Source organism: Streptomyces sp. NPDC041796, assembly GCF_055590785.1.
Genome location: NZ_JBVJAH010000018.1, coordinates 91648 through 117338, shown reverse-complemented (window position 1 = coordinate 117338; position 25691 = coordinate 91648). Strand labels below are relative to the sequence as shown.

Below are 25691 nucleotides of genomic sequence, written 5' to 3'. Positions count from 1 at the left end.
TGGCCAACGTATTTGCGGCAACACGGCCGTCGAACAGACACGAAGAGACCCCGACCCCTGGATCGAGGGAAGACAGTCATGTCCACTGTCCTTATCGTCGGCGCTCTGGTCGTCGTCTTCGCCGCCGTGGTCGCCGCCGTGCTGTACGCGGGACCCGGCAGGTCGGCCGGCCGGCGCGGCCGAGGGCTGAAGCGGCGATTCGGCCCCGAGTACGAGCGGACCGTCGCCCGGCACGACGGCGACACCAAGGCCGCCGAGCGTGAGCTCGCCGAGCGCGTCGCGCGCCACGGCGACCTGCGGCCGCGGCCGCTGTCACGTGAGGCCCGCGAGCAGTACGTGGCCCTCTGGGCGGGCCTGCAGGAGCAGTTCGTCGACGCGCCGCGCCAGGCCGTCGCCGAGGCGGACCGGTTGCTCGCCCGGCTGGCCGAGGACCGCGGCTTCCCGGCGGCCTCCGCGTACGAGGAGCAGGTCGCCGCGCTGTCCGTGCACCACGCCCACCACGTCGACGGCTACCGCCGTGTGCACCGCACCGCCCACCTGGACGGCCGTGACCCGCACATGGGCACCGAGGCGCTGCGTGCCGCGATGGTCGACGCCCGGCGGCTCTTCGAGGAGCTCGTCACCGAGCACCCCGAGGACCACGCCCGTCACGCCCCGCGCCGTCAGACCGACCGGAGCCACCGGTTCCACGCGCCGTGGCCGAAGGGGAGTGGTGCCTGATGTCCCCGCAGAAGCCCACCGGACCCGACATTCCCACCGAAGCCGGTGCCTCCCGCGAGGCCGACGGCCCGGGCACCACGCCCTCGACCGGTGACCTGCCCGGCACCCGGGTGGCCCCGGGCACCACGCCCTCGACCGGTGACCTGCCCGGCACCCGGGCGGCCCCGGAACCGACCGCGCCGGCGGCCCCCGACACCCCGCACCGCTCCGGGACCTCCTACCGGGTCGGCACCCTGAACGAAGCCGCCGCCCGGGACGGCGCCGCCCCGTCGCCCCCAGGCTCGGCCACGTCGGCCGGCCCGGCCGGACGGGCGGCCCCGCACGGGCCCGCCGGGACCGGCGGTCCGACCGACGTCCCGACCGGTGCCGGGGCCGCCCCGCAGCCGAGGGGCGTGGCGGGCGTTTCCGCGCCGCTGGTGCCGGAGGAGGCGCGGGAGGAGCTCGCCCGGCGCTTGCAGGAGGCGCTCACCGGGTTCGTCGACAGCCCGCACCGGTCCGTCAAGGAGGCCGCCGCCGTGCTGGACGCGGCCGCCGACCGGCTCACGGCCGCGTTGACCGACCACCGCCGCGCCCTGCGTGCCGACTGGGAGGGCGGCGGCGACGAGCAGGAGCCGGACACCGAGCGGTTGCGGGTCACGCTCCAGGCGTACCGGGCCATGGCGGAGCGCCTGCTGCGGGTGTGACGGCCGCTCAGGCCGCCACGCGGGCCACCAGCATCCCGTCGTAGCCCTTCCCGCCGACCGTCTGGAGCGCCGTCGCGTCCAGCCGCGGGTCGCGCGCGGCCAGGTCGAACATCTCACGCGTCGCGATCACCGCCGGGTCCGTCGAGGACTCGTCGGTGATCGCGCCGCCGCGTACGACGTTGTCGACGACGATCAGGCTGCCCGGCCGGGTGAGCCGCAACGCCCACTCCACGTACCGGGGGTTGTTCGGCTTGTCGGCGTCGATGAAGACGAGGTCGAACGGGCCCAGGCCCTCCTCGGCCAGCTTCGGCAGCGTGTCCAGGGCCGCACCCGTCCGCACCTCGGCCACCTTGTCGAGCCCCGCCCGCGCGAGGTTGGCGCGGGCGACGCCCGCGTGCTCCGGGTTGTACTCCAGGGAGATCAGCCTGCCGTCCTCCGGCAGTGCGCGCGCCAGCCACATGGTGCTGTAGCCGCCGAGGGTGCCGATCTCCAGGACCGTGCGGGCGCCCTGCGTACGGGCCAGCAGGTGCAGCAGTTTGCCCTGCGGCGGCGTCACGCCGATCGCCGGCAGGCCCGCCGCGTCGCTGTCGGCGAGCGCGGCGGCCAGTGCCTCGTCGGCGGGGGCCAGCATGTCGGTGAGGTAGTCGTCCACGGCGGTCCATCGCTCTTGGCTCATGCAGCCGAACGTACGGTAGCCACCGCGCCGTGGAGGTCATCCACGCCCGGTGAGGGCCGCGATGTGCGCGGGCACCGGCAGGCCGGCGGGCAGCAGCGGATCGGGCTCGGGGGTGCCGAACACGGGCCGGTACGGGACGACACCGGCCCACAGCCCCAGCTCCGCGTCCGGTCCGTCCCCGTCGTCCGGCGGGCCCGCCGAGATCTTCACCGAGGCCTCGTCGAGCGGCAGGGCGAGGAGCGTGGTCGCCGCCAGCTCCTTCCGGCTGGGCGTACGCGCGTACTCCCACTGTCCCGGCGCGCACTGCTCGGTCAGCACCCGCAGTCCGTGCAGCAGCTCCTCGCGGCCGATGACCCGGCGCGGGGTGCCGTGGACCATGGCGCAGCGGTAGTTGACCCCGTGTTCGAAGACGGACCGGGCGAGGACGAGCCCATCGACGTGGGTGACGGTGACGCACACCGGGGCGCCGGGGGACTGGACGAGGCTGCGGCTGGCGACGGAACCGTGCACGTAGAGGACCCGGGCGTCGAAGTCCACGCCGTAGACGGTCGGTACGGCGAGGGGCGCGCCGTCGACCACGACCGCGAGGTGGCAGACGAAGCCGGCGCGCAGGACGTCGTCGAGGTCCAGGCGCAGGGTGCTGCCCTTCTCGCGCAGCCGCCGGTGGCGGGTCCGCTCGGTGACCGTCAGATGGGCTGCGGACTCCTCTTCCTGCTGATTCAGTTGTTTCCCGCTCATGAATCCACCGATCCGGTTGCGTGTGCTGGCAGCACCTACTCTTTCAGTGGCGGCGGGGGTGATCAAGGGGTACGGGGGGCCAGGCTGACCTGGAGCTCCTTGATGCCGTTCAGCCAGGCCGCGCGCAGCCGCCGGGGCTCGCCGGCCAGGCGGAGGCCGGGCAGGCCGTCGGCGATGGCGTTGAAGATGAGGTCGATCTCCAGGACGGCGAGCGACTTGCCCAGGCAGAAGTGCGGGCCTCCGCCGCCGAAGCCGAGGTGGGGATTGGGGTCGCGGGTGATGTCGAAGCGTTCGGGGTGGTCGAAGACCTCGGGGTCGTTGTTGGCGGAGGAGTAGAAGAGGCCGACGCGGTCACCGGCCTTGATCTTCTGGCCGCCGAGCTCGACGTCCCGGGTGGCCGTGCGCTGGAAGGAGACGACGGGGGTGGCCCAGCGGACGATCTCCTCGGCCGCCGTGGCGGGGCGCTCGCGCTTGTAGAGCTCCCACTGCTCGGGGTGGGTGAGGAAGGCGTGCATGCCGTGGCTGATGGCGTTGCGGGTGGTCTCGTTGCCCGCCACCGCGAGCAGGATCACGAAGAAGCCGAACTCGTCGCCGGCGAGGTTGCCCTCGTCCTCCGCGGCGACCAGCTGGGACACGATGTCCTTGGCCGGGCACTCCTTGCGGGCGGCGGCGATGTTCATCGCGTACGAGACGATCTCCATGGCCGCCTCGGTGCCGACCTCCTCGGTGATGGCGTACTCGGGGTCGTCGTACGCCGCCATCTTGTTGGACCAGTCGAAGATCTTGGCGCGGTCCTGCTGGGGTATGCCGATGAGCTCGGCGATCGCCTGCAGTGGCAGCTCCACGGCGATGTTGGTGACGAAGTCGAACGAGCCGTCGTCCCCGGCGGCGGCGACCGCCGTCTCCACGATGGCGCGGGCCCGGTCGCGCAGGGTGCCCTCCAGGGACCGGATCGCGCGGGGGGTGAAGCCGCGCTGGACGATCTGGCGGACGCGGGTGTGTTCGGGCGGGTCCATATTGAGCATGATCAGCTTTTGGACGTCGATCTGGTCGCGGCTGATCGTCTCCTTGAACCGGATGATCGCGGTGTTGGTGTTCGAGGAGAACAGCTCCGGGTGCGTGGACACGTACTTGACGTCGGCGTGCCGCGTCACCGCCCAGTACCCCTCGTCGTCGAACCCGGATATCCCGCGCGGCTGGGCGCACCACCAGACCGGCGAGGTCTGCCGCAGGGCGGCGAACTCCGGGAGCGGGACGCGGGCGTGGAGGACGTCGGGGTCGGTGAAGTCGAACCCGTGGGGCGGCGAGGGGAGATGGGGGCAGGTCATCGCGACCTCCATGTCTGACGGCCCATCAGAATGTCCGCAAGGTAGTAACGGGTTCTACAAGTGGCAAGGGGTGCGCGGGGTTCCGTTGTCACCGGGCCGCGCGTGCACGACCCTTGCGTACCGGGGGTAAGCCTCATCAGACTGGTCCCGAACTAGAACGCGTACTAGTTCGGGGGGCGGGCAGGCTCCAGGGGGCGTCCCCGACCACACACAGCCCCCGCGCGGGCGCCGGGACGCCTCCGCGGGCGTGCGAGGAGAGGACGAGCTCATGGCCGCGGAACCCGTCATCGTCGAAGCCGTACGCACCCCCATCGGAAAGCGCTCGGGCGCACTCGCCAACCTGCACCCCGCCTACCTGCTGGGCGAGACCTACCGCGAACTCCTCGGCCGCACCGGCATCCACGCCGACTGCGTCGAACAAATCGTCAGCGGCACGGTCACCCACGCCGGCGAACAGTCCATGAACCCGGCCCGCACCGCCTGGCTCGCGATGGGCCTGCCCTACGAGACCGCCGCCACCACCGTCGACTGCCAGTGCGGCTCCTCACAACAGGCCTCCCACATGGTCGCCAACATGATCGCGTGCGGTGTCATCGACGTCGGCATCAGCTGCGGCGTGGAGGCCATGTCCCGCGTACCGCTCGGCAGCGCCTCCAAGCACGGGCCCGGCAAACCCTTCCCCGACGAGTGGAACGTCGACCTGCCCAACCAGTTCGAGGCCGCCGAGCGCATCGCCCGCCACCGGGGCCTGACCCGGGAACGCGTCGACGAGCTCGGGCTGCTGTCCCAGAGGCGCGCCGCCACCGCGTGGGCGGAGGAGCGCTTCAAGCGCGAGACGTTCGCCGTTCAGGTGCCCACCACGGAGGAGGAACAGCGCGAGGGGCAGGGCATGTGGCGGCTCGTCGACCGGGACGAGGGGCTGCGCGACACCAGCGCGGAGGCGCTCGCCCGGCTCAAGCCCATCATGCCGACCGCCGTCCACACCGCCGGCAACTCCTCGCAGATATCCGACGGCGCCGCCGCCCTCATGTGGGCGTCCAAGCGCATGGCACGGGCCCTGAAGCTCAAGCCCCGCGCCCGCATCGTCGCCCAGGCCCTCGTCGGTGCCGACCCGCACTTCCACCTCGACGGGCCCATCGACGCGACCCGCGCGGTCCTCGGCAGGGCGGGCATGTCCCTCAAGGACATCGACCTCGTCGAGATCAACGAGGCCTTCGCCTCGGTGGTGCTCAGCTGGGCGCAGGTCTTCGACCAGGACCTGGACAAGGTCAACGTCAACGGCGGGGCGATCGCGCTGGGGCACCCGGTGGGCGCCACCGGCGCGCGGCTCATCACCACCGCGCTGCACGAACTGGAACGCACGGACAAGGAGTTCGCGCTCGTCACGATGTGCGCGGGTGGCGGGCTGGCGACCGGCACCATCATCCAGCGGCTGTAACGGGGAAGCGGGGGCACGGGGAGGAGGGGCAACGGGGAGCGGCAGCCCGGGGGAAACGGGGAGGACGGGCAACGGGGAGCGGCAGCCCGGGGAAACGGGGAGGACAGGCAGCGCCAACGGGGAGCGGCAGCCCGGGCAAACGGGGAGGACGGGGAAACGGGAAGGCCCCGGTGAACGTCGTTCACCGGGGCCTTCCCTCGTCATGCGGGACGGCTCAGTACCAGCCGTTGGCCTGCCAGAAGGTCCAGGCGCCGCACGGGCTGCCGTAGCGGTCGTTCATGTAGTCCCCCACTCGATCTGGGTGGCCGGGTTGGTCTTCCAGTCCGAACCGGCCGACGACATCTTCGAGGCCGGCAGGGCCTGCACCAGGCCGTAGGCGCCGGACGAGGCGTTCGTGGCGGTCGGGTTCCAGCCGGACTCGTGCTCCACGATCTTGTCGAAGCACTGGTACTGACCCGCCGGGACCATCTTCTTCGCGATGTCCTGCGCGGAGGCGGCCGAGGCCGGGGCGGTGGTGCCCAGCACGGCGCCCGTGGCACCCAGCAGGACGGCGGCACCGGCGGCGACGGACTTGGGACGGGCGGAGAAACGGCTGACGAGCGAGCGGAACACGTGGCGACCTAACGTCGGGGACATGGGGCGTCGCACGGCATGCCGGAACCACGCCAGGGGCGGGGGAGAGTGGCTGCCAGGGGCGCTGCGATGCGAGCGGCGCCCGGCGACATCACCAGAGAACCAGGGCGGTTCGGCCGTCGCAAGGACCCCTGTTACTAGGCGGAACCGGACTCGGGGCGGAAGGTCTCACGGCGTGGCGGGGCGATCGGCGCAGGTCGCCACGGGAAGGCACAGGCCGGAAGTATGTCTGTTTCGGCCCACTATCTCCCCTCGTATGTGACCTAGGTCCTGTGGGGCGCCTCACCCTCCGAGGGCCTTTTCCGCCCTCTCGGCGCCTTCGAATGTGACCTGCGCCTCGAAGGCGGCCCGTCGAGTCGCACGGCGCAGAGCCCTCAGCACCGTCGATCCGATGGTCAGCATCAGGACGACCGTGAGCGCCGCCCGCCCCAGGTCCCAGCCGAGCGACGTCGCCGCGCAGTACGCCAGGAACCGGACCAGGTTCTCGTTCACCGGATCACCGGGATGGAACGAGATCCCACTGCTCATGCCCTGCAGGGTCACCCACCCCTGGAGGTTCATGACGGTCCCGTACGCGAACGCCGCCACCGCCCCGTAGAGCGCCAGCATCAGCAGCTCGCCCCGGCCCCGCAGCCCCACCGGGCCCGGCAACAGCCCGGCGCCCATCGTGAACCAGCCCATCGACAGCATCTGGAACGGCATCCACGGGCCCACCCCACCGGTCAGCAGCGCCGACGCGCACATGGTCACCGCGCCCAGCACGAAGCCGAACCCCGGACCGAGCACCCGGCCGCTCAGCACCATCAGGAAGAACATCGGCTCCAGGCCGGCCGTCCCCGCTCCGAGCGGGCGCAGCGCCGCCCCGACCGCCGCCAGCACGCCCAGCATCGCCACCGCCTTGGCGTCCATGCCGCAGTCGGCGATCGTGGCCACCACCACGGCCACCAGCAGCGGCAGCAGCACGGCCAGCAGCCACGGCGCGTCCTGGGAGCGGCCCGCCAGCACCGACGTGCCGTCCGCCAGGAGCGGCCAGCCGAAGGCGCCCACCCCGATGGCGCTGATCAGCACGAGGGCGGCGACCGAGCGTGGCCCGAGCCGGACCGGGCGTGTACGCGGAGGGGTCACAGTGCCGCCTCCACCTGCGAGACGGTCAGCCACGGCTCGGGCGCCAGGATCTTCGTCACCTGCGGGGCGAAGGCCGGGGAGGAGACGACGACCTCATGGGTCGGGCCGTCCGCGACGACCTCCCCCTCGGCCAGGACGACCACACGGTGCGCCAGCTCGGCGGCCAGCTCCACGTCGTGCGTCGCCATGACGATGGCGTGCCCGTCGGCGGCCAGCCCCTTCAGTACACCGACCAGCCGGGCCTTCGCCGCGTAGTCCAGGCCCCGGGTCGGCTCGTCGAGCAGCAGCAGCGGAGGGCGGGAGGTCAGCACCACGGCCAGGGCCAGCGCGAGCCGCTGCCCCTCGGACAGGTCCCTGGGATGGGTGTCGTCCCCCACGCCCGGCACCAGTTCCGACACCAGGGCCCGGCAGGCCCCCGGCTCGGCGCCCGCGTCGGCGTCGGCGGCCGCGCACTCGGCGGCCACGGTGTCGGCGTACAGCAGGTCGCGCGGCTCCTGCGGGACCAGCCCGACCTGCCCGATCAGCTCACGCGGCGGCGTCCGGTGCGGCACCCGGCCGCCCACGAGGACGCTTCCCGACGCCGGCTCGACCATCCCGACCAGCGCCCCGAGCAGGGTCGACTTCCCGGCACCGTTGCGGCCCATGAGCGCGACGGTCTCCCCGGCGCGCACCTCGACCCCGACGCCCCGCAGCGCCTCGACCCTGCCACGCCGCACGCCGAGACCACGGGCCTCGGCGACAAGGCCCCCGGCGTCCCCGGCCGGGGCGGCCGCATCGCCGCGCACCAGGCGGCTCAGCACCGCCCGCACGCCGGACGGCGCCACCACCGTGGCGCGTGCGGCGGCCGGAGCCCCGCCGGAGCGGCCGGGCGCGGGGGCGAGGCCCGCCAGCCGCTCCCGCAGCCCGCCCGCGCGGCGCCGTGCGTCCCGGACCGACAGCGGCAGCGGATCCCAGCCCGCCAGGCGGCCGAGGGCGACCACCGGGGGGTGCACGGGCGACACCGCCATGACGTCCGCCGGCGGCCCGAGGACCACCGGGGCACCGGGGGCGCCCAGCAGCGCGACCCGGTCGGCGTACTGGACCACCCGCTCCAGGCGGTGCTCGGCCATCAGGACCGTGGTGCCCAGGTCGTGGACCAGCCGCTGGAGGACCGCGAGGACCTCCTCCGCCGCCGCCGGGTCCAGCGCCGACGTCGGCTCGTCAAGGACCAGCACCTTCGGGTGCGGGGTCAGTACGGACCCGATCGCCACCCGCTGCCGCTGGCCGCCCGACAGCGTGGCGATCGGGCGGTCGCGCAGGGCGGCCAGACCCAGCAGGTCCAGCGTCTCCTCCACCCGTCTCCGCATCACCGACGGGGCCAGGCCCAGTGACTCCATCCCGTACGCCAGCTCGTCCTCCACCGTGTCGGTGACGAAGTGCGCGAGCGGGTCCTGGCCCACCGTGCCAACTACGTCCGCCAGTTCACGCGGCTTGTGGGTGCGGGTGTCGCGGCCGTCCACGGTGACCCGGCCGCGCAGGGTGCCGCCCGTGAAGTGCGGGACCAGGCCCGACACCGCGTTCAGCAGCGTCGACTTGCCCACCCCCGACGGCCCCACCAGCAGCACCAGCTCACCCTCCGGGACGGTCAGGTCGACGCCGTCCAGCGTGGGCGCGCCGGCGTCGGCGTACGTCACCGTCACGTTCTCGAACCGGATCACACGGACTCCTTCGGCAACGGGGCCACGAACGCGGGCAACAGGCCCACGAGGACGGAGAGCGCCGGCCACACCGGCAGTTCCGGCGCGGCGAGCGGGACGACGCCCGGGTGCAGCGCCGCCGCGTCGGAGGCGACCATCAAGGCCGCGACCGCCGCGCCCGACCCCGCCACCAGCCAGGCCCGCGCGCCCCACCGGTCGGGCCGGTAGCGGGTACGCACCGAACGGCGGCCGCCCAGCCGCAGCCCGGCCAGCACCATGACCACCCCCGCACCCACGAGCGGCACGGCGTACGCACCACCGGAAGCCGCCAGCAGCCCGTACCCGCCGACGCACACCCCGAGCAGCCCGCCCAGCGTCAGGACCGTCGTGGCGTTCCGCACCCCGCGCGGCACCGGGGCCGTACGCCCGTATCCCCGCGCGTCCATCGACGCGGCGACCGCCACCGACCGCTCCAACGCGCCCTCCAGCACCGGAAGCCCCACCTGAAGCACGGCCTTCACCCCGCCCGTCGGCCGCCCGCGCAGCCGCCGGGCGGTCCGCAGCCGCACCACGTCGGCGACCATGTTCGGCGCGAACGTCATCGCGACGACCACGGCGACCCCCACCTCGTACAGCGCGCCCGGCAGCGACTTCAGCAGCCGCGCCGGGTTCGCGAGCGCGTTCGCGGCGCCCACGCAGATCAGCAGCGTGGCCAGCTTCGCCCCGTCGTACAGCGCGAACACCAGCTGCTCGGCCGTCACCCGGCCCCCGATGCGCACCCCCTGCGCCCAGTCGGGCAGCGGCACCTCGGGGAGCGTCACCAGTAGGTGCGTCCCGGGGATCGGCGAACCGAGGAACACCGAGAACACCAGCCGGATCACCAGCACCGCCAGCCCCAGCTTCACGAACGCCCCGTACGAACGGGCCCACGGCGCGTCGGTGCGGCGCGCCGCCACCACGTACCCGGCCACACCGACCAGCAGGCCCAGCAGCAGCGGGTTCGTCGTGCGGGACGCGGCGGCGGCCAGACCCAGGGCCCACAGCCACCAGGCGCCCGCGTGCAGGGCGTTGGAACGGTTCGCTTCGGGCGCTCGGAGGCTCATCGCCGACGACGGCGGCGTGCCTGCCACCCGGCGGCCGCGCCCAGGACGGCGACGGCGGCGAGACCGGCGACGACCCCGACGGACGGACCGGGTTCGAGGTCCATGACGGGGTGGTCCTCGGGCGGCGGGGACGATCCGGCCGGGCTCGGCCCGCCGGGCGTCGACGACACCTGCTCCCCGCACCCCGTCCTCGGGTAGCCCGCGATGGCGCACAGCAGCGCCTGGCTGTTGTACCGCAGGGGCCTTGCCACCGCCGCCAGCGCGTCCGCGCCGGTCGCGTCGGTCCGCACCCGGGCGCACACCGCGACCGGAGCGGGCGGCTGCCCGGAGCCCTCGGGCGCGTCCGCCTCCGTACCGAAGTCGATGACGACACCGACCCGCTTGGTGCCGTCCTTCGCGGGCGTCGACCCGCAGATCGCGGCGAAGTCGGGGTCCGGGCGCGGTTGGTCGGCGTCCCGGGAGTCGGCGCTGACCGCGAAGCGGAAACCGTTGACGTCACCGTCGGCGGGCCGGGCGGTGGCCGGGCCCTGCGTGGCGTACGACCAGCCGCTTCCGCCGCTCCCCCCGCTCTCCCAGAAGGACCAGTAGCGGTAGCCGGCCGCCTGCGCCGGTCCGGCGAGGCCGAGCAGCACGGCACAGGCCGCGAGCAGCGGGACCAGGATCCGGGAGCGCATCACCGCCGCCGGTTCCGCTTGCGGCCGCTGAGGAGGAAACCGATGCCCATGCCGGCGACCAGGAAGATGGCGACGGCCAGCCAGACGTTGAAGCCCGGCTCCTCCTCCGTCTCCCGCTGTTCCGGCTTCTCCTCCAGGGGCGCCGACTTCGGCGCCGGACCGGTCGCGTTCAGCTCCCGTACGAGGTCGACGCCACCGAAGTCGCGGGCGTCCGCGCCCACCGTGTGGGCGGCGAGGATGAGCTGGGCCCAGGCGGCGGGGCCGTTCTCCTTCGCCCAGGCGGCGGAGTTCTTCTCCAGCCACTTCACGGCACCGGCCGCCTTGTCGCCGTGCCCGGCCGCACCGAGGGCGATGACCGCGTCGGCCGTGTTGCCGAAGTCCGGCTGGGGCGCGCTGGTGGTGGCGCCCGGCATCGGCGGCAGGTCGAGGTGGCCGCTCCTGGCCAGGGCGCCGGCCAGGTAGGCGGCGCCGTTGCGGGCGGCGCGCTCGGCGGTCGGCGTGGCGGCAGGCTTGGCGGGGGTCTCGCAGGTGGGCGGCTGGTAGGGCTTGGCCCCCCGCGTCTGGAGGTCCTTGCCGAGCCCGGCGAGCACGGCGGCGGCGGTGGCGTCACCGTTCGCGACGAGCGCGCCGGTCTTGGCGTCGGGCTGGTAGGCGAAGGCGCCCCCGCCCTCCTTGGCGTCACAGGGGACGGCGAAGCCGACCAGCGCGTCGTACGGGGTCCTGCCGCCGCGGGACGTGATGTCGCCGGGCCGGTGGCCGGTCGCGGCGAGCGCGCTGACGACGATCGACGTCGAGTTGGCGTCGCTGGGCGAGCCGGGGTTGTAGCCCCAGCCGCCGTCCTCGTTCTGGACGCCCTTCAGCCAGGCGGCACCCGCGCCGATGGCCTTGCTGACCGGGTCGGTGCCCGGTTCGTCCGCCTCGGGCTTGTCGACCCCGGCGAGGGCCTGGACGGCGACGGCGGTGGCGTTGGTGTCCAGCGGCGTCTTCGGGTCGCACGTCCTGGCCGGGTCGGGGCGGTAGGAGGCGAAGCCGCCGCTGTCGCACTGCTGCTTCAGCAGCCAGTCCACGGCCGTGCGGTTCGGCTCCACCCCGGTCACCTGCTGGGCCATGAAGGCGAGCGACTGCCGCCACACCCCGTCGTACGTGGGGTCCTTGGTGCCGTACAGACCGGCGGGGACGGACGGGGTCGCGGGGGAGGGGGCCGGCGACGGCGCCGCGTGGGCGGCCGGTGAACCGCCGGACAGCAGGACGGCTGCGGCGGCGAGCGCCGCGGCGCCGTGGCGGACGCGAACGGTGGTCATGGCTTCGGTGGCCTCTCCTGCGGGAACCGGGCACCGGCACGCGAAAGGCACCAGGCTCCGGCTCCGTATTCCTCGACGGTGCCGGTCACCGGGCAGTCGGTCCCGATGACACGAGCCGAACACGTGCTCGTGCGGGGCAATCCGGCTCACCGCCGCGGAACAGCGGTACACGGTTGCGGGTCAGCGCCGGATTTGCACCGGCTTCCCCCCGTACGGGCATGATGACGACGGGCTCACTCTACCGGCGGGTCAGGACGGCTGACACGCGACGTACGTCACGGGGCCGCTGCCCGGGACCGGCTCGGCGCGGCCGAGTTTCACCAGGCGCCGCAGGTGGGCCTCCGCCTCCGAGACGGCGATGGTGCGCGAGCCGTACGGGATCCGCGCCCAGGGGCGGTTCCACTCCATGCGCTCGGCGAGCTGCCAGGGGGTGAGCGGGGTGGTGAGCAGCGCGAGCAGGCCCGTGAGCCGCTCCTCGTGGTGGGCGAGCAGCTCCGCCACCCGCTCGGCGGCGCCGGTGAAGGCGTGCTGGTGGGCGGGGAGGACCTCGGCGACACCGAGGCGGGCGACCCGCTCCAGCGAGTCCAGGTAATCGCCGAGGGGATCGGTCACGGCGTCGTCCTCGGGGTCCTCGTACAGCCCGATGTGCGGGCTGATGCCGGGCAGCAGGTGGTCGCCGGAGAACAGCCGCCCCCGGCCGGGCCGGTGGGAGGGGTGCTCCTCCTCCAGGTGCAGGCAGACGTGACCGGGGGTGTGCCCGGGTGTCCAGACGGCACGCAGCCTGCGCCCCGGGAGGTCGAGCAGCTCGCCGGGCGGGATCTCCCGGTCGGGCAGGACGGGCCGCGGCAGGGGCGCCGCCCCCGGCCCGCCGGTGCGGGTGGCGGCGCGCAGCGGGGCGGTGTGCTCGTCGGGCGCGCCGGAGGCGGTGAGCTTGGCCAGCAGGTAGTCGAGCCAGGCACCCGGCTCGGCCTCCCGGGTGCGGCGTACGACGGCGATGTCGGCGGCGTGCATGGCGATCCAGGCGCCGGACGCCTCCCGGACGCGGCCGGACAGGCCGTGGTGGTCGGGGTGGTGGTGGGTGACGAGCACCCCGTGGACGTCGCGGACGGAAGTGCCGAGCGCGGTGAGCCCGTCGCACAGCTCGGCCCAGGAGCCGGGGGCGTCCCAGCCGGCGTCGACGAGCACCGGGCCCCGGTCGGTGTCGACGACGTGGACGAGAGTGTGACCGAGGGGGTTGTCCGGGATGGTGACGGCGATGCTCGAAACGCCTCCGCCGTGGTCGTACACCTGCGGTCCTGGTGACATGAGACCTCATCTCCCCACGGCGGTACGGCCATTGCCCACTATAACGAGAACTGATGCGCACGGCAGCGACCTCGAACGTTGGAGCAAGTGGCCGCTCTGAGCTGCGGGTAGAAGGGGCGTCATTGGTCGTCGTTGGTCACCGTGGGCCGACCCTCGACGGCCCACAGACGGCCCGGCTGGCTGCGGGGACGCGCCCTGTGTGCGGGGTGCTTCGAGCTGCCCAGCACCTCGGTGCTGTCGGGGCCGCCGAACGGCGGGGGTACGACGAAGGCCCCGACCTGGGGTCGGGGCCTTCATGGTGGTGGCTGGGGTCGGGGTCGAACCGGCGACCGTCCGCTTTTCAGGCGGTGTATCCACCAACGGATGCTTGATCACCTGATCAGCACGTTAGTGGTTACAGAAGAGCAGACAGGCAGCGAGGACCAGACTCACCAGGGCCGCGCCGCTGACATCGTTCGACGCCAGTTCGGTCACCAAGCCCAGCAATGCCAGCACATTGGGCGTACCGTCCGGCCGCTGCGGCTCGGCCGATGTTGACTGCATAGGTCCAGCTCCTCACCTGAAGTCGGGTCTGATCCCGAGGTCTTTCCGGAAGCTTGGCCGCTCGAGGGGGCGTTGCCGCTACTGTCACGTGTTGCCAACACTTGCAACGAACTGAGCTGGCACAGGAGGACCGTTGAGCTACGGGCTGCAGCCGATCGATGACGGTGTTACGGCAGAGGCGCGGGCTCTGGCTCAACACCTGCGAACCTTGTTCCAGCCCTTGGACGTGTCGGTGAGGCGCTATGCCGCGCGATGCCACAGCGATCCGGGAACTGTGTCTCGGTATCTCAACGGCACCCGTATCCCTCCCTGGCCATTCGTGCGCGATCTATTGACGGAGGTAGGTGTTGCACGGCAGCAACCCGTACAGCGTGAGGTCGTGATCCACACCAGAGAGCTCCACCGAGCTGCGTTGCGCGTCAGCAACAAGGGTCTGTACGAGGTGCAGATGCTCCAGGACCGCCTGGAGCAAGCGGACCGGGAGCAGCGTCAGGCAGAGATCCGTGAGCAAGCTCTTCTAGAGGCGTTGCAGACGCGGCAGCAGCGGATTGCTGAGCTTGAGGTGAGCATGCGGGAGTTGGAGGGAGCAGAGGCGGCGCGGGTGCTCTCTCAACAAGAGTCTCAGCACGAACTTGAGGCCGGAAGCGAGAGCGCCCAGGAAGAGATCGAACGTCTCCGCGAGGAAGTGGAGATTCTGCGAAATCAGTTGAATGAAGCTAAGGAACTAGCACAGGCAACAGAGCAACGTTGCGCGAACCTGGAAAGTCAGCTAGCGGCCGCTGAAGAGGCGGCCAAGGCCGGAGAGGAGTCACGTGACTTCGAGGCCCTGCACGTTGCGCAGCAGGCAGCTGCAGAGGCTAAGTCGCGAGCCGAAGCATTGCAGCAGGAGTTGAACAGGCTTAAGGGCTCGGCGCGCCCGGACCTTCGCTCAGATTCGGGCGAAGGTGACGATTTGCTGGAAATCCTGGACATGTCACCTGGAGATGCCGCCACGTCGCTTCTCAGAGAGGTGGCTCTCGGGTCAGAGCGTCGATGGGGCCGACAAGCCGCATTGATTGGCCAGCGGGGGCCTGTGCAATTCGTTGCAGCAGTTTTGCGGAGTCTGACAGATATGCGCGACCGGGAAACAGCGACCGCCATTTCTGTTCAGTTTGGGCACCATCGCGAACCCCGTGACGTTATTTCCCTTATTCGCAATTTGGAATGGGGTTTTACGCTGGTCGATGGCTCTGATCTTACAGAGTCCATTATCACTTGGTTTGTATGGAATGCGAAGTCTGCAGATGTGCAGGTGATGCTGGATCTGTGTGCAGTAATGGCGTCTGATGAGCCATATCAGGCGGCTATTAATGCTTTTGTGCAACGTAAGAATCCAAGAGTCCTGGTGGACTTTTTGGCAAAATCCGATGATGCTCTAAGGGTGAAAATCGTCGAAGCTGCTTCCCGTGAACGTGATACCAGCAAGATGGCGCCCCTGTTGACGCGCCTCAGGAGGGAAGGCATGCAAGATGTGGCTGATCTCCTCATCGATCAATTTGTCGGAAACCGGCCAGGTGAGGCTGTGCGGCTTACCTCCTTGTTTAATGCTCTGGGGGAAGAACGGGATGCGGACTACGTGAAAGAACGCATCAAGGCTATCCATCCGTTTCGTGTGCGCTGAGTCATTTCAATACATGTCACCAGTGGCCACTATGCGGGAAAGGGGCGGCGTCTCATCTGTGAGGCCGTGGCGTGCTGGAGCCGTCAGGCGTTGCGCAAGCCACCCCGATACTCTTGGGCCGCCGTTAACAGCCCCGCCTCCGAAGACCGTGCGAACATGTGCAAAGCCGTGACGCAGGTAGTAGGCCTGTAGTTTTCTGTTTGTCGTCCATGCGTCAAGGCGGAGCCATTTGGCCGACGCGCGGTGTGCGCGATCACCAGCCCAGTCGAGAAGCCTGCCCCCCAGGTCCTGGCCGGCATGTGTCCGGGCAACGGTCAGCTTGTTGACGAATACAGAGGGCTCAGCGAGTTCCGCCTCAGTCCACAGTCCCTCTTCCGCTTCGGGCGTGAGTGTGATCGTGGCCGCTGTGGCGTCGCCGTCCCGGACCATGAAGACGGTGCCGGCCTCGATGGTTGCCAATAGGCGATCGGCCGGGTAAGGGCGACGCCACTGGTCGCTGCCGAGCTTGCTCAGCCAAGCCGCCGCCTCCTCGCGGAAGGCGAGCAATTTGGGCAAGTCGCTGGGTTTAGCGGGCACGATCCTCACTGGGGCTCCTCGCCACGGGCGGACAGGTTGCCGATCTCATAGTTCATGCGGTTCAGGTCCCCCCTGAACGTGGTCACCGTGCATCGGATGGGCCGATCCTTCGAGTAGCCCGTACGCGTCCATAGGAGCACCGGCACGCCCGCACCGACCTCCAGGAGCCGGGCCTCCTCCGGGGTGGGCATGCGGGTGGCGATCTCGTCGAAGTAGCCGATCTGTTCCACCCCGAGGCTGGCCAAGTACCTGGTGGTGCCCTCTGCGATGTCCCCCGGTTCGGCCAGCCGTGGCCCCTGCCGCAAGAGCCACTCCGGGTAGTGGGTCGCCTGTGTGGACCACGGGACGTCGTCCACGAAGCGATGGCAGAACCGGAGCACGGTGGTGGAGCCAGCGTCGACGCGTAGACGCTCAGCCTGGTATGCCGGGGCCGGCTGCAACTCCACCCTGAACGTCTGGCTGGGCCGACGACCCGCGTTCGTGACGTCGGTGCTGTACGCGTCGCCGTTCTGGGGGAACGTGAGGTTCTCGAACCGGGAGGCGTTCAGCTCGAACACCTCGTGCTTGGCGACCTCGTACCCGAGCCCCTGGCTGGACGAGATGAGCCCTTGACTGACCAGCAGTCCTAGCCCAGACCGGACCGTGTTCCGAGAGGCCTCGAAGCGGGCAGACAGTTCGCTTTCGGACGGCAACCGAGACCCCGGCGGGTAGGTGCCGTTGTCGATCTCGCGGCGCAGCGCGTCAGCCACCTGCCGGTACTTCGGTTGCTTGCTCATGCCCTCATCATGACGCACTCGCGCAACTTGTTGGTACATGTGGGCCCCAATCCCTTGACGACTCACTGTCCGTGGGTGCAGCATCACTGCATCAGCTTGTACCTACAAGTTGAGCAAGCGGTGCAACCGTGTTAAGTGTGCCCGCCTGTGCGGAATTCCCGGTTCGGGATAGCTCGTGCTCTCTGCGGGCCCCTTGTCGGTCGCTTCTTGAGAACTCAACAGAGTGCCGATTCAACGAGCCGCCTTTCTGACGAGGCGGCCGGCGCGGCGACGCCCGCGCCACAACCTCTCCGCAGCCTTGGCGGCTGCGGCCGGTTGCCTCCTCCGTCCGTCCGGCCTATCGGCTGTACGGGCGGGGTTGAGGGGAGCCGGATGTTCCGACTTCAACGGCGTGCGGCCCCGGTGTCCTACCACCGGGGCCGCTGTCGAGCCGTAGGACCTGCTAGGGAGACCACGACTCATGAAGCACATCGGTGCACTTCAGGCGGTTGTTACCGCCCCCGTGTCGGACGGTGAGCCGTCGAATGCGGAGCTGGACGCGATCGAGCAGGAGATTCCGCTGATCCTGGCGGAGGTCGAGCTGCTGGACGCGCAGATCATGACGCTAGACCGACCGGTGAGCGAGCTGGATGAGCGGCGCATCCGGCGGGCGCGGAACCGAGTCCTGGCGGCCCGTCGGGACCTGACGAACAAGGCCACCACCGTGCTCGTGCCGGAGGTGGGGGCATGAGTCAGGCCGATGCCGCTCTCAGCGCGGCGCACGCGGAGGTCAAGGCGGAGCTTGCCCGTACGAACACCAAGGCGTCGCTGCTGCTGGCGTTCACTGGCGCCGGCCTCGCCGGTGTGTGGGCGGTCGCCAGCAACGCCCACCTGCACCCGGCCGCGCTCCTCACCGGCGGGGCGGGCGTCGCCGTCCTGCTGGCCGTGGTGGCCCTGCTGCTGCGGGCTGTCCGCCCCAACCTGGGCGGTGGGTCCGGCTTCCCGAAGTGGGCCACGCTCACCCCGGAGCAGATCCGTACCACCCTCGCCGAGGACGGGCGGGCGGAGGACATCGCGAATCTGTCCCGCATCGCGGTCAACAAGTTCGCCCGCCTTCAGCGCGCCATCGATCTCACGTACGCGGCCGGTGCCCTGCTGGTCATCGCAGCCCTGATCGCGCTGGGCGGTGCGGTGTGAACCGGGGCGGCAAGACCCTGCTTGTCCTCGCCCTGGTTGCCGTGGTCGGCATGGCGTTCCGGGTGTCGTGGAACGCGCTGCGGGACGTCGCCCGGGCGGTCGGCGCGGACAGCACTGCCGCCACGCTTTACCCGTTCGTGGTCGACGGCCTGATGGCCCTCGCCCTGGTCGCCACGCTGGTCCTGACCGACCGCGCCGATAAGCGGTTCGCGCTGCGGGTGCTGGCCGCCTACACGATCGCCTCGCTGGTCCTGAACTACGTGCACGGCCTGGTGCCCGAGCTTCATGGGCGGTCGGTCGACTGGGGTCGACTGGCCGACTGGGATCCGGCGAACTGGGCACTGGTGCTGCTGGCGACGTCCCTCCCGGTCGGGTCGATCTACTTCGGCTCGGACCTGGTGGCCAAGGTTCTCCACCACCGACCGACTCTCCCCGCAGATGCGGCGAAATCAGTTCATAACGACGCCAATCGGTCGATGTTTGACCTGGTGGAGTCGACCCCAGAGCCGCCTGGCCCGGTGGGGGAGCTGCCGGTCATGGAGCCGGTACCGGTCGACCTGCCGCTCCCGATCGGCGAACCTGCCGAGTCGGCCGCGGTCGGGGCGACGGCTGCCGAGTCGACCCGACCAGCGAGGGCAACCGGTCGGGTGCCAGACGCGGCCCGCAGTACCCGACCGACCCGCACCGCTGAGGAGCTGCTGAATGAGGCCCGCTCGGTCACCGCCGACTGGCCCGACACGGACCTGACGGCCGAACGCATCCGCAAGGCCGTGCGCACGTCGGCGGAGAAGGCCCGGGCGCTGCGGGACACGCTGCGGGCGGAGCGAGCCGTTGGCAGTGAGGTGGCGGCATGACGCCGGCCGACTGCTACGACCCGACCGGCGAACGGTTCGGCATCCCCACCTTTCCCTGGCGCCTGGCCCCGGACGGCTACGCCACCCGTCGACAGCTCCGTGCCCGTGGGCTTCGGCCCGGGGGTCAGGACGTGGCCGTTCAGGTGCTGCGTCCCCGCTGTCGGCGCGGGCCGCTGGCCGCGTACCTGTACCGGATCGACCAGGCCAAGCCGGTGCGGCCGATGACGGCCCGTAAGTGGGGCGCGCTCGCCCTGGCGATGCTGGCCCGCCGCACTTGCCCCGAGTGCCAGCGGGATGCCGGATACGTGATCCCGCCCTCGCTCGGCATGTGCGCCCCGTGCGCCTATCCCGATCAGGCCGCTGCCTGACCCAAGGAGCCTCCTATGGAATCGCTGCCTGAGCTGCCGCGTGTGGTGCAGCTCCCGGACGGCCGCTACGTCTACGCCGATGCGGCCAGCATCGTCCCCGCCCAGCAGACCGCCCCGCAGATCGTGCACCAGCACATCCACCAGGCCGCCCCTGACCGCACCGTGCAGCGCATCGCACTCGGCTCCGGTGTCGGCGCGGGGGCGGTGGCGGCCGGCGTGTACTTCGGCCCGCTGCTCGTCGGCGCCCTGACCGCCATCGCCGCGAACCTGGCGATCCTCGCCTTCCTGGCCGTCGCCCTGACCTGGGGTGTCGTGACGATCGTGCGATCGGTGGGCGGGGCGGAGGGTACGGCCGCCGTCAGGAACGTGAGCCGGTCCCGTCGCCGCCGCTGACGTGCTGCCCGATCCGCCCGACCTGCTCGGGCGGTGAGGGGAGCCGGACAGACCGGCCCCAGAAGGGCACCGCCATGGGCAAGCACGACCCGGAACCCAAGCTCACCACCGCCGAAAAGGCCAAGGTCACCTACCTGGTCGCGCGTATGTGCAAGCGCGGCCTGGCCGGTGACGACGTCCACCAGGCCGACCTCGAACGCAAGGTCGACCGGATCATCGACGGCGCCCGCAAGCGCGAAGCGAAGAACCACACCAACTAACCCGACCCGAAGGGATCACTGCCATGAACAACATCTTCCGCACCAAGCACCGCATTGCCCTTGACGGCACCTACGGCAACTACACCGGCTGGCGCTGCTCCTGCGGCGTGCGGGGCCGCGTCTACGGCGGCGCGTACGAGGCCAAGCGGCGCGGCGAGGAGCACGTGCGCAAGTACCGCGCCTGACTACGCCCCGGGGGCGGCCATCCCGGCCAAGGAATCCGGCCGCCCCCGGGCCCAACCCATCCAGCACAAGGCCAGACAGGAGACCTCCAGCATGACGGACAACGTCGTCCCTCTGTTCAAGGACCCGCCCTCGGCTGTTGAGGCCGTGGAAGAGACCACCCCCGCCCCGGCGCCCGAGGGTGCGGCCCCGGTGCGGGTGTGGAAGCGCACGGGGCGTGCGATGGCTGACGCGGTGACGCACGAGCGTACGAAGGCTGCTGGGCGGTTCGCGTTCCGCCACACGTCTTACGTGGTGGGCGGCACTCGGATTGTGGCCCGGCGGGCGTGGGACGGTCGTACCGGTGCCCGCTACGAACGGATGCTGAGGGCCGCAGAGGCGGCCGGGAACTACGAGGCGGCCGGCGACTGGGAGGAGCGGCTGCACCGCTTCCGCGCGGATAGGCACAGGCGCCGCATGGACCTGCTCACCGCCCCTGAACGCCTGGTCAAAGGCGCGGCGGTGGGAACCGCGGGGACGATAGGCGGCCTGATCCTGATTGGGATCGCCCTGGCGGTGGCGAACAAGGACGTCACCGACGTGGTCACGCCGCTGATGGCGCTGGTCGAGCTGATCCGGCTGCTGGTGGTGATCGTGCAGGTGGTGTGGGGGCCGCTGGTCGCCATCGGGCCGTGGCTCGCCCTCGCCGGTCTGTGGGCGGTCGGCCGCCACCGCAACGCCGCCCCGAACTGGGCTCTCCCCGCCGGTAAGCGCGCCGACGACGCGGGGGCTCCGATCACGCCGTCGATCGTGGTCACCGCGCTGCGGGACCTGGGCATTGCCGCGCTGAAGAACGCCATCAAGGAGATGGGCGATGTTGGCGCGCAGATGCTCAGCCCGATCGTGCTTGCCGGTTGTGGGGTGGAGGTGGACGTCACCTTGCCCTCTGGGGTGTCCACCGAGGAGATCCAGAACCGGCGGCGCAAGCTCGCCGAGAACCTCGGCCGGCACGAGCACGAAGTGTTCATCAGCATCCCCCAGGCCGCCCGGACCGTCCGGCTGTGGATCGCCGACTCCGGCGCGCTCGACGAGCCGATCGGCCCCTCCCCGCTCGTCCTCGACCAGGAGGCGACGGCCGACTACAAGTCCGGCCGTGCCCCGTGGGGTCAGGACCTGCGCGGGGATGCCGCGCTGGTCAGCCTGTATCAGCGGATGCTGCTGATCACGGGCCTGTCCAACCAGGGCAAGACCGCCTCCCTGCGGGCCCTGGCCCTGTGGCTGGCCCTGGATCCCCGGGTGGAGTTCCGCATCGGCGACCTGAAGGGCGTGGGTGACTGGAGCATGTTCAAGGGCCTGGCCACGGTGCTGATCGAGGGGCCGACCGATGACCACGTCATCGACGTCACGCACATGGTCGAGGATGCCGCCGAGGAGATGGAACGCCGCCTCATGGCACCCAAGGGCACGACGTTCTCCCCGCTGGTCGTCATCGTCGATGAAGCCCAGGTCGCCTACGGCTCCGGCGCGGTGGGGGAGGACAAGCGCCCGTATGGCGGGGCGAAGGCCACTTCCCGCTACTTCCGGGCTATCAAGGCGATCCACGACCAGGGCCGGGCGGTGAACGTCACCACGTGGGAAGGCACCCAGGACCCGACCAACGAGAACCTGCCCAAGCGTTCCCGCGAGGGCAACCACATCCGCGCCTCCCTCGTCTTGGGCACCGAGTCGCAGGCCCGGATGGCGCTGGGGGATGCGGCGGTTGACGGCGGGGCCGCCCCGCACAAGCTCCGTCAGGGCCTGGACAAGGGCACCCTGGTCATCGCCGGTGATGGGCTGAAGCTTGCCCCGGGGCAGTCGTCGGTCACGGTGCGCACGCACTACATCGACGACGACCAGGCATGCGAGATCGCCGACCGGGCCAAAGCCCGCCGCACCGCCGTCACCACCCAGGCCGCCATCGACAAGCCCGCCTCCACGGTGGACCCGCTCGCCGACATCGCCGCAGTCCTCGGCGACGCCCCCCGCATGCTCACCCAAGAGGTCCTGCGGCAGCTCGCAACCCGCAACCCCAGCCAGTACCGAGAGTGGACCTTCTCCGACCTCAAGCAGGTCCTGGAAGCGGCCGGGGCAGAGCCGCGCAAGTCCGACGGCCGCATGGTCGTCGACGCCAAGAAGGTCGCCCGCGCCCTCGCAGAACGCGACCTCGACACCCCTGACGAAGCGGCCCAGTAACAGGGAGGCGCCCAGGGAAGCAGGGAGAACTCCCTCACCCCCTCTCTGACCCGGCTCCCTGGCCCTGACCAGCACAAACGCCCATCCAGGGAGGCAGGGAGGCACCCGCGAAACCCACCCCGAAACGGCCGTAGAACGGCCCTTCGGGTGAGGGCGCCTGCCTCCCTCCCTAGATGCCGAAGGCGACCCCCTTCACGCCAATGACCGGGGCCGCCTTCGTCTGCCAGCACTCAACAGAACTGGAGACAACCAGCATGACTCAACGTGCCCTCATCCGGCGAGACCACCTGTCGGTGGCGCTCGACCTGGCCGCTTCGCAACTCCCCGTGCTGCCGCTGCGGGAGGGCAAGGTCCCCTTCGGCAACTGCCGCCGCTGCTAGGGCAACGCCTGCGGCGGCCGGCCGAACATGAAGAACTCCGGACCGTGCGACTGCCCCGGACCTTGCCACGGCTGGGCCGCCGCCACCACCGACCCGCATGTCCTCACCTCCGGGCCTTGGCGCCGCGCCTGGCTGCGAGCCGCGGCGGTTGCCTACCACCCGGGCGGGGCCGGTCTGACGGTTGTAGACCTGGACAACGCCGACGCGATCGCATGGGCGCGCGAGACCCTGCCTGCCACGCAGACCGTGCCGACCACGCGCGGCGAGCACTGGCTCTACCTCGGTGCCTTGCAGTCCGCGAACGCGGTACGGCAGGGCGTGGACATCAAGTCCGCGATGGCCTACGCCCGGTGGCTTGGGTTCGGCGCCGGCACCATGGCCTACCTGCCGGACGCCGTTCGCGCACTGGCCGTGAAGAAGCCGTCCACGGTCCGGCCATCGCCCCATGCCCTCACTGTGCCCGCACGGGCGGCCACCGGGGGATGCCGCCACCGCTCGCCCGTCTACCTGGAGCGTGGCATCGCCATGGCGGAGCAGCGCATCGCCGAGGCATCGAGCGCGGTGCACGTGACCGTGTACCGCACCTTTCTCGCGGTGCTGTCCTCGCATGGCTGGTGCGGCTGCCTGACCGATGCCCACGTCGGGAGGCTGTTCACCGCCGCGCAGGCCAAGGGTGAGACCGTCCGGCACTGCACCGAGGCGTGGGCCAACGCTCGCACCGCTCTGGGGATGTGAGCCATGTCCGACGACGAGAAGAACCCCGCTCGCGAGGTCATCACCGACTACGCACAGGCGCACTTCCGGTACTTCCGCACCGCCGACGGCAACGTCTATGCGCAGAGGAACGGCCATCCCGTGGCCCGGCCGATCCGCTCGCAGGGCACGACGGGCAGCCACCGGCAGGAACTCATGGTCGGTCTCTTCCGCGACGGGGTCGGCGTGTTCAACGGCACCGCGCTTAAGGAAGCGCTGGATCTGATTGAAGCGCTCGCGCTGACCGAGGAGACGCAGCCGGTTCACATCCGCGTCGCGCCCGGGTTCGACGGCGCCACGTGGCTGGACCTGGGCCGCACGGATGGGCAGTCGGTCCGTATCCACCCCACCGGCTGGGACACTGCCATCCCCGACCCGCGTGAGGTGTGCTGGCGGCGCACCCAGCTCACCGGGGAGCTGCCCCTGCCGGCCAAGGACACCGACGGCAAGGGCATCGATCTCCTGCTGCGACTGTGCAACTTCGCCAACGCGGAGACCGAGTGCCTGGCCATTGCCTGGCTCATCGGCTGTCTCGGACCGTCCGTGCCCGTCCCCGCCCCGTTCCTCACCGGACCGCAGGGCGCGGGCAAGTCCACCGGCGGGCGGATGCTCGTGAGGATTATTGAGGGCATGAGCGGTGACCTGCGCCGGGCTCCGAAGGACGAAGAGAACCTGATCGCGGCCGTGGCCGCCGGATGGGTCACCGCCCTGGACAACCTCTCCCACATGACCCCGGACCTGTCCGACGCGATGTGCTGCATCGTCACCGGCGCCGAGAACGTCAAGCGCGCTCTCTTCACCGACGGGGATGTCTTCCGCGCCCGCTACCGCCGCCCCCTGCTCCTGACCGGCATCGACGTGGGCGTCATCCGCCCCGACCTTGCGGAACGGCTCCTGCCGCTGCGGCTGGAGCGCCCCCGCGTCCGGCGCACCGAGGCGGAACTGTGGGCGGAGTACGCGGAGGTTCTGCCCGTCGTCCTCGGCTCTCTCCTCGACCTGACGGTCAAAGTTCGCGCGGTCGAGGCGGAGACCCCCACCGACCTGCGGATGGCGGACTTCGCGCACCTGTGCGCCCAGCTCGACGCGGCAACCGGCCTGGGAGCGCTCACCGCCTACCGCGCCAGCCTGGACGACCTGAACGACGACGTGATCGAGGGTGACCTACTGGCACAGACCGTCCTCCGGCACGCCGCCGACATTGAACCGGGCGCAGGGCAGCGGATGACGTCCACGGAGTGGCTGCACTGTCTCACCCGCCTCTACACCGGCGAGGAGTTCCGCCCCCTGCCCAAGGGGTGGCCCACCACCGGGAAAGTCCTCTCCGACCGTCTCAAGCGCCTCCAGCCGACCCTGGCGGCCAGGGGTGTCCTCATCGACTCGGGCCGCACCCGGGAGGGCCGCTACATCGAAATGACCCGCTCACCGGCCACACCACCGCACGAACAGCAGGCCTTCTGACCGGCACGCCCGACCGCACGAGCAAGAGGAGCACCACCGGGCAGGCGTGCTCCTCTTGCTGTTCGGCGGCGGCCGCCGCCCTGCGCTGGACGCGCCGCGAAGCGGCTCCTTCTTCACTCCCTGAGCCGCGCCACACCACCACAGACACCCCCGTTTTTTCCTAAGTGGGGAACGCTGCGTCACCTGCGTCACGGAAGCCCGGAAAACAGCGGGTGACCTGCGCATACGGGCGTGACGCAGACGGCCCTTCTCTGCGTCACGCCGCGTCACCTGCGTCACGCGTGACGGACAGCCTGCGTCACGGGTGACGCACCCCCAAGGCCCTGCGTCACCCCAAAACCGCAGGTCAGACGCCCGGGTGACGCAGGTGACGCGGTGACGCAGAAATCAGCACCTCGGACAGACGCGAGACCCCAACTACCGCCTCCGGAGGGCGCACCCAGTGCAACCCGACACCGACCCCCGGACCACGCTCCGGGCCGGACTCCCGGACCGCTACCTCACCCCTGACGACATTGCCGAACTGTTCGACGTGCCCAAAGAGACCGTCTACCAGTGGCGCAAGAAGCGCACCGGCCCGCCCGGCTTCCGCGTCGGCAAGTACATCCGCTACGACCCCGCCGCAGTCCATCGCTGGGCCGCCGAGCGCATGGCCGCCGACCCGGCCGCCTGAGACCAAACAAGCAATTAATCCGTCCCC

General features: G+C 71.0%; 26 protein-coding genes and 2 pseudogenes. 15 read left to right on the top strand and 13 right to left on the bottom strand.

Annotated features, from left to right (window positions below):
• Positions 1 to 78 precede the first annotated feature (78 nt).
• Positions 79 to 720, top strand: coding sequence for a hypothetical protein (locus ACZ6C1_RS30145; RefSeq protein ID WP_469245132.1), 642 nt, complete (start codon positions 79 to 81; stop codon positions 718 to 720).
• The gene (locus ACZ6C1_RS30140; RefSeq protein ID WP_469245130.1) at positions 720 to 1403 is read left to right on the top strand and encodes a hypothetical protein; all 684 of its coding nucleotides are present in this window, start codon (positions 720 to 722) and stop codon (positions 1401 to 1403) included. The genes ACZ6C1_RS30145 and ACZ6C1_RS30140 overlap by 1 nt, the downstream gene beginning before the upstream one ends.
• A 7-nt stretch (positions 1404 to 1410) precedes the next feature.
• Here the strand turns inward: ACZ6C1_RS30140 and ACZ6C1_RS30135 are convergent, their stop codons facing one another.
• The 3 genes from ACZ6C1_RS30135 to ACZ6C1_RS30125 all read right to left on the bottom strand — a co-directional run bounded on the left by ACZ6C1_RS30135 (position 1411) and on the right by ACZ6C1_RS30125 (position 4145).
• Positions 1411 to 2079, bottom strand: coding sequence for an O-methyltransferase (locus ACZ6C1_RS30135; protein ID WP_469245128.1), 669 nt, complete (start codon positions 2077 to 2079; stop codon positions 1411 to 1413).
• Positions 2080 to 2115: 36 nt separating this feature from the next.
• Complete coding sequence (locus ACZ6C1_RS30130; RefSeq protein WP_469245126.1) at positions 2116 to 2817, bottom strand: pyridoxamine 5'-phosphate oxidase family protein; 702 nt, start codon at positions 2815 to 2817, stop codon at positions 2116 to 2118.
• A 62-nt stretch (positions 2818 to 2879) separates the two neighbouring features.
• Entirely contained in the window at positions 2880 to 4145 is a 1266-nt protein-coding gene (locus ACZ6C1_RS30125) for a cytochrome P450 (RefSeq protein ID WP_469245124.1), read from the bottom strand.
• 268 nt (positions 4146 to 4413) lie between these two features.
• Here ACZ6C1_RS30125 and ACZ6C1_RS30120 point away from each other — a divergent pair, with 268 nt between their 5' ends.
• The gene (locus tag ACZ6C1_RS30120; RefSeq protein ID WP_469245122.1) at positions 4414 to 5583 is read left to right on the top strand and encodes a steroid 3-ketoacyl-CoA thiolase; all 1170 of its coding nucleotides are present in this window, start codon (positions 4414 to 4416) and stop codon (positions 5581 to 5583) included.
• A 214-nt stretch (positions 5584 to 5797) separates the two neighbouring features.
• On the opposite strand, the pseudogene ACZ6C1_RS30115 reads toward ACZ6C1_RS30120, so the two are convergent.
• The 8 genes and pseudogenes from ACZ6C1_RS30115 to ACZ6C1_RS30080 form a co-directional block, all read right to left on the bottom strand.
• A pseudogene (locus ACZ6C1_RS30115) lies at positions 5798 to 6219 on the bottom strand (aggregation-promoting factor C-terminal-like domain-containing protein).
• A gap of 279 nt (positions 6220 to 6498) precedes the next feature.
• The gene (locus ACZ6C1_RS30110; protein ID WP_469245120.1) at positions 6499 to 7341 is read right to left on the bottom strand and encodes an ECF transporter S component; all 843 of its coding nucleotides are present in this window, start codon (positions 7339 to 7341) and stop codon (positions 6499 to 6501) included.
• Positions 7338 to 9038 carry an ABC transporter ATP-binding protein gene (locus tag ACZ6C1_RS30105; RefSeq protein WP_469245118.1) on the bottom strand — a complete coding sequence of 567 codons (1701 nt, stop codon included), beginning with the start codon at positions 9036 to 9038 and terminating at the stop codon, positions 7338 to 7340. Before ACZ6C1_RS30105 ends, ACZ6C1_RS30110 begins: the two co-directional genes overlap by 4 nt.
• The gene (locus tag ACZ6C1_RS30100) at positions 9035 to 10120 is read right to left on the bottom strand and encodes an energy-coupling factor transporter transmembrane component T (protein WP_469245116.1); all 1086 of its coding nucleotides are present in this window, start codon (positions 10118 to 10120) and stop codon (positions 9035 to 9037) included. The genes ACZ6C1_RS30105 and ACZ6C1_RS30100 overlap by 4 nt, the downstream gene beginning before the upstream one ends.
• Positions 10117 to 10794 carry an SCO2322 family protein gene (locus tag ACZ6C1_RS30095; RefSeq protein WP_469245114.1) on the bottom strand — a complete coding sequence of 226 codons (678 nt, stop codon included), beginning with the start codon at positions 10792 to 10794 and terminating at the stop codon, positions 10117 to 10119. The genes ACZ6C1_RS30100 and ACZ6C1_RS30095 overlap by 4 nt, the downstream gene beginning before the upstream one ends.
• Entirely contained in the window at positions 10794 to 12095 is a 1302-nt protein-coding gene (locus ACZ6C1_RS30090) for a prenyltransferase/squalene oxidase repeat-containing protein (protein ID WP_469245112.1), read from the bottom strand. Before ACZ6C1_RS30090 ends, ACZ6C1_RS30095 begins: the two co-directional genes overlap by 1 nt.
• 249 nt (positions 12096 to 12344) lie before the next feature.
• On the bottom strand, positions 12345 to 13400 hold the full coding sequence (locus ACZ6C1_RS30085) for an MBL fold metallo-hydrolase (RefSeq protein ID WP_469245110.1): 1056 nt from the start codon (positions 13398 to 13400) through the stop codon (positions 12345 to 12347).
• Between the two features lie 387 nt (positions 13401 to 13787).
• A complete protein-coding gene (locus tag ACZ6C1_RS30080) occupies positions 13788 to 13943 on the bottom strand; it encodes a hypothetical protein (RefSeq protein ID WP_469245108.1) in 156 nt (51 codons plus the stop codon).
• A gap of 379 nt (positions 13944 to 14322) precedes the next feature.
• Here ACZ6C1_RS30080 and ACZ6C1_RS30075 point away from each other — a divergent pair, with 379 nt between their 5' ends.
• Positions 14323 to 15603, top strand: a complete 1281-nt coding sequence (locus tag ACZ6C1_RS30075; RefSeq protein WP_469245106.1) for a hypothetical protein — start codon at positions 14323 to 14325, stop codon at positions 15601 to 15603.
• A 6-nt stretch (positions 15604 to 15609) separates the two neighbouring features.
• Here the strand turns inward: ACZ6C1_RS30075 and ACZ6C1_RS30070 are convergent, their stop codons facing one another.
• Positions 15610 to 16188, bottom strand: coding sequence for a GNAT family N-acetyltransferase (locus tag ACZ6C1_RS30070; RefSeq protein ID WP_469245104.1), 579 nt, complete (start codon positions 16186 to 16188; stop codon positions 15610 to 15612).
• On the bottom strand, positions 16185 to 16955 hold the full coding sequence (locus ACZ6C1_RS30065; protein WP_469245102.1) for a GntR family transcriptional regulator: 771 nt from the start codon (positions 16953 to 16955) through the stop codon (positions 16185 to 16187). The genes ACZ6C1_RS30070 and ACZ6C1_RS30065 overlap by 4 nt, the downstream gene beginning before the upstream one ends.
• A gap of 460 nt (positions 16956 to 17415) precedes the next feature.
• On the opposite strand from ACZ6C1_RS30065, the gene ACZ6C1_RS30060 reads away from it, so the two are divergent.
• The 11 genes and pseudogenes from ACZ6C1_RS30060 (at position 17416) to ACZ6C1_RS30010 (ending at position 25664) form a co-directional block, all read left to right on the top strand.
• Positions 17416 to 17685: a DUF6284 family protein gene (locus ACZ6C1_RS30060; RefSeq protein WP_469245100.1), complete on the top strand. Its 270-nt coding sequence runs from the start codon at positions 17416 to 17418 to the stop codon at positions 17683 to 17685.
• Positions 17682 to 18131 carry a Pycsar system effector family protein gene (locus ACZ6C1_RS30055; RefSeq protein WP_469245098.1) on the top strand — a complete coding sequence of 150 codons (450 nt, stop codon included), beginning with the start codon at positions 17682 to 17684 and terminating at the stop codon, positions 18129 to 18131. The genes ACZ6C1_RS30060 and ACZ6C1_RS30055 overlap by 4 nt, the downstream gene beginning before the upstream one ends.
• Positions 18128 to 18985 carry a DUF2637 domain-containing protein gene (locus tag ACZ6C1_RS30050; protein WP_469245096.1) on the top strand — a complete coding sequence of 286 codons (858 nt, stop codon included), beginning with the start codon at positions 18128 to 18130 and terminating at the stop codon, positions 18983 to 18985. Before ACZ6C1_RS30055 ends, ACZ6C1_RS30050 begins: the two co-directional genes overlap by 4 nt.
• Positions 18982 to 19353, top strand: coding sequence for an RRQRL motif-containing zinc-binding protein (locus tag ACZ6C1_RS30045; protein WP_469245094.1), 372 nt, complete (start codon positions 18982 to 18984; stop codon positions 19351 to 19353). Before ACZ6C1_RS30050 ends, ACZ6C1_RS30045 begins: the two co-directional genes overlap by 4 nt.
• 15 nt (positions 19354 to 19368) lie before the next feature.
• A complete protein-coding gene (locus tag ACZ6C1_RS30040) occupies positions 19369 to 19746 on the top strand; it encodes a DUF6251 family protein (RefSeq protein WP_469245093.1) in 378 nt (125 codons plus the stop codon).
• Positions 19747 to 19820: 74 nt separating this feature from the next.
• Positions 19821 to 20006: a DUF6257 family protein gene (locus tag ACZ6C1_RS30035; protein WP_469245092.1), complete on the top strand. Its 186-nt coding sequence runs from the start codon at positions 19821 to 19823 to the stop codon at positions 20004 to 20006.
• Positions 20007 to 20029: 23 nt separating this feature from the next.
• A complete protein-coding gene (locus ACZ6C1_RS30030; protein WP_469245091.1) occupies positions 20030 to 20191 on the top strand; it encodes a hypothetical protein in 162 nt (53 codons plus the stop codon).
• Positions 20192 to 20282: 91 nt separating this feature from the next.
• On the top strand, positions 20283 to 22400 hold the full coding sequence (locus ACZ6C1_RS30025) for an ATP-binding protein (protein ID WP_469245090.1): 2118 nt from the start codon (positions 20283 to 20285) through the stop codon (positions 22398 to 22400).
• 254 nt (positions 22401 to 22654) lie between these two features.
• A pseudogene (locus ACZ6C1_RS30020) lies at positions 22655 to 23515 on the top strand (bifunctional DNA primase/polymerase).
• Positions 23516 to 23518: 3 nt separating this feature from the next.
• Positions 23519 to 24991 carry an ATP-binding protein gene (locus tag ACZ6C1_RS30015; protein ID WP_469245088.1) on the top strand — a complete coding sequence of 491 codons (1473 nt, stop codon included), beginning with the start codon at positions 23519 to 23521 and terminating at the stop codon, positions 24989 to 24991.
• Positions 24992 to 25433: 442 nt separating this feature from the next.
• The gene (locus tag ACZ6C1_RS30010; protein ID WP_469245087.1) at positions 25434 to 25664 is read left to right on the top strand and encodes a helix-turn-helix domain-containing protein; all 231 of its coding nucleotides are present in this window, start codon (positions 25434 to 25436) and stop codon (positions 25662 to 25664) included.
• Positions 25665 to 25691: the final 27 nt, after the last annotated feature.